We start from the raw sequence: 5,448 nt of genomic DNA, 5'->3' as shown, positions 1-5,448 counted from the left end.
GTGCTCGCCAGGGCCGTTCGTTGTACCCCCGATGGGATTCGAACCCACGCTACCGCCGTGAGAGGGCGGCGTCCTAGGCCGCTAGACGACGGGGGCCGGGACCTATCTGCTTGTTCAGAGAAGTCTGCTTGTTCAGAGAAGAACACCCATCGATCCGCGGATCGATGGGTAGTTCCGTTGTACCCCCGATGGGATTCGAACCCACGCTACCGCCGTGAGAGGGCGGCGTCCTAGGCCGCTAGACGACGGGGGCCTGAGAACTTTCTTCTCCGGTTGCTTCCCGGAGGAAGCTCAGCCAGCTTAACTGGCCGAGACACTGTGGGCAAACCACCGCATCTCAGCTGGGGTACCAGGACTCGAACCTAGAATGGCTGAACCAGAATCAGCTGTGTTGCCAATTACACCATACCCCAATGGTTTGTTCCGTCGGCCTGCCCTGTGGGCGTGCTGGCCTGGCGTTCCGAACCGAGAAGAAGATTAGCACCAACCCCACCGCGAACTACAAATCGGCTGGTCACGGGCTTGTTTTGCAGGCTCGGTCCGCCCCCGGGCAGGGTGACGGACCGAGCAGATGCACCGGGGCCCGGTCAGGAGATGCCGGCGCGGGCCGCACGCAGCCGCGCCAGGGTCACGTCCCGGCCGAGCAACTCCATCGACTCGTACAACGGCGGGCTGATGTGCGAGCCCGAAACCGCGACCCGCACCGGAGCGAACGCCTTGCGGGGCTTGAGGCCGAGCTCGTCGATGAGCGCGGTTTTGAGCGCCTCCTCCAGGTTCGCGGTCACCCACTCCCCCACGCCTTCCAGAGCCGCAACGGTTGCGTCGAGCACCGGTGCCGCGTCGGCGCCGAGGTTCTTCGCGGCCGCGGCCTCGTCGACGGTGAAGTCCTCCTCGGGAACGAACAGGAAACGGAGCAGACCCCAGGCGTCGGACAGGACGACGATGCGGGTCTGGACGAGTTCGGCGGCCACGGCGAAGCGCGCGTCGTCGACGTCGGCGGCGAGGTGCCCGTGCTCGACGAGGAACGCCTTCAGCCGGGCGGCGAAGTCCGCGGGCTCGAGCAGCCGGATGTGCTCGGCGTTGATCGCGTCGGCCTTCTTCTGGTCGAACCGTGCGGGATTCGAGTTGACCTTCGTGATGTCGAACGCGGCAACCATCTCGTCCAGGGAGAAGACGTCGCGGTCGTCGGCGAGACCCCAACCCAGCAGCGCGAGATAGTTCAGCAGGCCTTCTGGGATGAACCCGCGGTCGCGGTGCAGGAAGAGGTTGGATTCGGGGTCGCGCTTGGAGAGCTTCTTGTTGCCCTGGCCCATGACGAACGGCAGATGCCCGAACTCGGGAGTGAATTCGGCCACTCCGATGCGCTGCAGTGCTTCGTACAGTGCGAGCTGCCGGGGCGTCGACGAGAGCAGGTCTTCACCGCGCAGCACATGGGTGATGCGCATCAGCGCGTCGTCGACCGGATTGACGAGCGTGTACAGCGGAATCCCGTTGCCGCGGGTGAGCGCGAAGTCCGGCACCACTCCGGCTTTGAACGTGGTTTCGCCGCGCACCAGGTCGTTCCACGTCAGGTCGTGGTCGGGCATGCGGAGCCGCACCACCGGCTTTCGCCCCTCGTCGAGGAAGGTCAGACGCTGTTCGGGCGTCAGGTCACGATCGAAGTTGTCGTACCCGAGTTTCGGATCGCGACCGGCGGCCTTGTGCCGTTCCTCGACTTCCTCCGGAGTCGAGAACGACTCGTATGCCTCACCGGCCGCGAGGAGCTTGGCGACGACATCGAGGTGCAGATCCCGCCGCTGTGACTGCCGGTAGGGCTCGTACGGACCGCCCACCTCCGGACCCTCGTCCCAGCGCAGACCGAGCCAGCGCAGGGCGTCGAGGATCGCCTGGTACGACTCCTCGCTGTCGCGGGCGGCGTCGGTGTCTTCGATGCGGAACACGAAGGTCCCGCCGTGGTGACGCGCGAAAGCCCAGTTGAACAGGGCGGTGCGTACCAGGCCCACGTGCGGGGTTCCGGTCGGGGACGGGCAGAATCGAACGCGTACTTCGCTGCTGGTCATGGCTCACTCTGGTCGAGGGATGAAAAGTCCCTACCAGGCTAGACCTCCGCCCCGGGTCGGCAGAAGCGAAGTGCGGTTGTCAGGCGCCCTTCGCGACGACGGGATTGGTGAGGGTGCCGATCTTCTCGACCGTCACCGACACCGTGTCGCCCGGCTCGATGGGGCCGACGCCCTCGGGGGTTCCGGTGAGGATGACGTCGCCCGGCAGCAGTGTCATCACGGCGGACACCCATTCGATGAGCGTGGGAATGTCGTGGATCAGCAACGAGGTTCGGCTGCGCTGACGCGGCTGCCCGTCGACCTCGGCAGAGATCTCGAGGTCGGATGCGTCGAGGTTCGTTTCGATCCACGGGCCGAGCGGACAGAACGTGTCGTATCCCTTGGCCCGGGTCCACTGGCCGTCCTGCTTCTGATGGTCGCGGGCGGAGACATCGTTGGCGATGGTGTAGCCGAGGACGACGTCGAGTGCCTTCGCGGCGGGAACGTCCTTGCAGGGCCGGCCGATGACGACGGCCAGTTCCGCCTCGTGGTGCACGAGGGAGGTGTTGCGCGGGATGACGATCGGGACTCCGGGGCCGATGATCGAGGTGTTCGGCTTGAGGAAGATCACCGGTTCCTCGGGGGCCTCGTGGCCGAATTCCGCGGCGTGCGCGGCGTAGTTGCGCCCGACGGCGACGACCTTGCTCGCAAGGATGGGGGCGAGCAGTCGTACGTCCGCGAGTAGCCAGCTCCGACCGGTGAAGGTGGGTGTACCGAAGGGGTGTTCGGCGATTTCTTTCGCGGTCGCGGCATCTCCCTCGCCTTCGATGCTGACGAAGGCGACACCGTCCGGACTGGCAATTCGACCAAGGCGCATGCCCGGAAGTCTATCGGTGTGGTCCGTGTGCCCCGATCGACGTCCGAATCGGCGCGGGTATACAGTTCGCTCACGGTTTCAAAATTCGGGAACTTATGTCCAGATAGTGAGATAGCCATGGTGGAAGTTCACACGATCGGATCCCGGCGATGGCTGATCCTGGCGATCGGAGTGCTCGCGCAGGCCGCACAGGCGACCATCGTCAACGGCGTCGCCTTCCTCATCCCCACGCTCCACGAGGACGCCGGTTTCACTCTCGCGCAGGCCGGAACCCTCGCGGGCGCACCGCTCTTCGGCGGAATGTTCACGCTCGTCGCCTGGGGTGCCGTCGCAGACCGATACGGTGAGCGTCTCGCGTTGTCGGCAGGCCTCGGCATCACCGCCGCGGCGGTGACCGGCGCCGCTTTCACCACGTCCCTGCCTGCCCTGGCGGTTCTGCTCGTTCTCGGCGGAGCAGGTGCGGTCAGCGCGAACGCGGCCAGCGGTCGCGTCGTCGTCGGGTGGTTCCCACCCCATCAGCGTGGCCTGGCGATGGGCATCCGCCAGATGTCGGTGCCACTAGGTGTCGCCGCGTCGGCCCTGGCCATCCCCCAGATCGCCAGCGCCCACGGAATCTCTTGGGCCCTAGCATTTCCCGCGATCATATGCGGGATCGCCGCGATCGTCTGCGCGATCGGAATCATCGATCCGCCCCGCCCCGAACGCGCCGAAGCCGCCCGCACCGGGGCACTGGCCAACCCGTACCGGACCGGGCCGACACTCGCCCGTATCCATGCCGCGTCGATCCTGCTCGTCATCCCGCAATACGTCGTGTGGACCTACGCCCTGGTGTGGTTGATCACCGACCGCGCGTGGGACGAGACTGCGGCGGGCCTGGTGATCACCGCCGCGCAGATCCTCGGAGCGCTCGGGCGCGTCGCGGTGGGCGTCTGGTCCGATCGCGCAGGTAGCCGCCTCCGGCCCCTGCGAATCGTGTCGATCGGTGTCACGGTGTCGATGCTGGCGCTGGCGGCAGCATCGCTGCTACCCAACGACGCCCTGGCTGTCGCCGTTCTGCTCGTCGCGTCACTGACCACGGCCAGCCCGAACGGCCTTGCGTTCACGGCCGTCGCCGAGATCGCCGGACCCTACTGGGGTGGGCGCGCGCTCGGCGTCCAGAACACCGGGCAGTTCATTTTCGCCGCAGCCGTCGGGCCGGCGTTCGGTGCACTCATCGCGACAGTGGGCTTCCCGGCGTCGTTCGCGCTGGCGGCCATCGCCCCGGCCGCCGCCGTCTCGGTCGTCCCGGCCGACTGATCCGCACCCCGCCCCCAGGTTCCCTGCCCCCGGCCCCGGCCCCCTGCCCCCGGTCCCCTGCCCCCGATTCCGAGCGAATGTATCGCTCGCTCTATTGAATGAGACGAAGGGTACATTCGCTCACAGACGGGCGGGCGGGGAACCGGAGGCAAGGGGACCGGACAGGGGCGGAAAGCCAGGACGTCAGAGGGCGGCGGTGATGCGATCGCCGACTTCGGACGTCACGATCGGGCCGTCCCCGCGCGCAGCGAGATCGGCCTCGACCGCTGCCTCGACGCGGGCCGCGTCGTCCGCGCGACCGAGGTGACGCAGCAGCAGTGCCGCAGACAGGATCGCCGCGGTCGGATCCGCGATGCCCTTACCCGCGATGTCCGGTGCGCTGCCGTGGACGGGCTCGAACATCGACGGGTTGGCACCCGACGCATCGATGTTGCCGCTGGCGGCCAGGCCGATACCGCCGGTGACCGCGCCGGCCAGGTCGGTGATGATGTCACCGAACAGATTGTCGGTGACGATGACGTCGAATCGGCTCGGGTCGGTGACCATGTAGATGGTCGCGGCGTCGATGTGGCAGTACGCCGTTTCCACATCCGGGAACTCGGCGCCGACTGTCTCGACCGCGCGAGTCCAGATCGCGCCCGCATTCGACAGCACGTTCGTCTTGTGGATGAGCGTCAGGTGCTTGCGACGCGTCTGTGCCAACTCGAACGCGTACCGCACGACGCGCTCGGCACCGAACCACGTGTTGATCGACACTTCGGTGGCGATCTCGTGGGGGGTTCCGACGCGGATGGCCCCGCCGTTTCCCGTGTACGGGCCCTCGGTACCTTCGCGGACCACCACGAAGTCGATGTCGGGATTCGCGGCGAGCGGCGAACTCGAACCCGGGTAGGTGCGCGCCGGGCGCAGGTTCACGTGGTGGTCGAGCACGAACCGCATGTTCAACAGCAGGCCGCGTTCGAGGATGCCCGGGCCGACGAGACGCGGGTCGCCGATCGCGCCGAGCAGAATCGCGTCGTGCTGCCGGATTTCGGCGAGTTCGGCGTCGGGCAACAGTTCACCGGTCGCCTGGTACCGGCGGGCGCCGAGGTCGTATTCGGTGGTCTCGAGCTCGGGCACGAGCTTCCGCAGCACCTTCAGTGCCTCGGACGTGACCTCGGTACCGATGCCGTCACCGGGGATGACCGCAAGCTTCATGGGGCTCAACTCACTTCCTTGTGCGACGGTGGCCGCGAC

At 67.1% G+C, this 5,448-nt stretch carries 4 protein-coding genes and 3 tRNA genes; 1 reads left to right on the top strand and 6 read right to left on the bottom strand.

Annotated elements, in window-relative coordinates; translation table 11 throughout:
• Window positions 1-23: 23 nt before the first annotated feature.
• The 5 genes from WAX14_RS15515 to WAX14_RS15495 all read right to left on the bottom strand — a co-directional run bounded on the left by WAX14_RS15515 (window position 24) and on the right by WAX14_RS15495 (window position 2,916).
• Window positions 24-96 (bottom strand) — tRNA-Glu (locus WAX14_RS15515).
• Window positions 97-180: 84 nt separating this feature from the next.
• Window positions 181-253, bottom strand: a tRNA-Glu gene (locus WAX14_RS15510).
• An 88-nt stretch (window positions 254-341) separates the two neighbouring features.
• Window positions 342-413: transfer RNA gene (locus WAX14_RS15505), tRNA-Gln, on the bottom strand.
• Window positions 414-587: 174 nt separating this feature from the next.
• Window positions 588-2,060, bottom strand: a complete 1,473-nt coding sequence (gltX, locus tag WAX14_RS15500; protein WP_422628942.1) for a glutamate--tRNA ligase — start codon at window positions 2,058-2,060, stop codon at window positions 588-590.
• Between the two features lie 79 nt (window positions 2,061-2,139).
• Window positions 2,140-2,916, bottom strand: a complete 777-nt coding sequence (locus WAX14_RS15495) for a fumarylacetoacetate hydrolase family protein (RefSeq protein WP_422628941.1) — start codon at window positions 2,914-2,916, stop codon at window positions 2,140-2,142.
• 117 nt (window positions 2,917-3,033) lie between these two features.
• On the opposite strand from WAX14_RS15495, the gene WAX14_RS15490 reads away from it, so the two are divergent.
• Window positions 3,034-4,212 carry an MFS transporter gene (locus WAX14_RS15490; protein WP_422628940.1) on the top strand — a complete coding sequence of 393 codons (1,179 nt, stop codon included), beginning with the start codon at window positions 3,034-3,036 and terminating at the stop codon, window positions 4,210-4,212.
• Between the two features lie 183 nt (window positions 4,213-4,395).
• Here WAX14_RS15490 and WAX14_RS15485 read toward each other — a convergent pair whose 3' ends face one another.
• Window positions 4,396-5,409 carry a 3-isopropylmalate dehydrogenase gene (locus tag WAX14_RS15485; protein WP_422628943.1) on the bottom strand — a complete coding sequence of 338 codons (1,014 nt, stop codon included), beginning with the start codon at window positions 5,407-5,409 and terminating at the stop codon, window positions 4,396-4,398.
• Window positions 5,410-5,448: the final 39 nt, after the last annotated feature.

The sequence above is a fragment of the Rhodococcus sp. (in: high G+C Gram-positive bacteria) genome (assembly GCF_049299235.1).
GTDB lineage: Bacteria > Actinomycetota > Actinomycetes > Mycobacteriales > Mycobacteriaceae > Rhodococcus.
This window is presented reverse-complemented; position numbering and strand designations above follow the sequence as displayed.

What these genes read in the sequence shown, in the direction of transcription:
- gltX (WP_422628942.1), bottom strand. Translation starts at nt 2,060, where the DNA reads ATGACCAGCAGCGAAGTACGCGTTCGATTCTGCCCGTCCCCGACCGGA.
- WAX14_RS15490 (WP_422628940.1), top strand. Translation starts at nt 3,034, where the DNA reads ATGGTGGAAGTTCACACGATCGGATCCCGGCGATGGCTGATCCTGGCG.
- WAX14_RS15495 (WP_422628941.1), bottom strand. Translation starts at nt 2,916, where the DNA reads ATGCGCCTTGGTCGAATTGCCAGTCCGGACGGTGTCGCCTTCGTCAGC.
- WAX14_RS15485 (WP_422628943.1), bottom strand. Translation starts at nt 5,409, where the DNA reads ATGAAGCTTGCGGTCATCCCCGGTGACGGCATCGGTACCGAGGTCACG.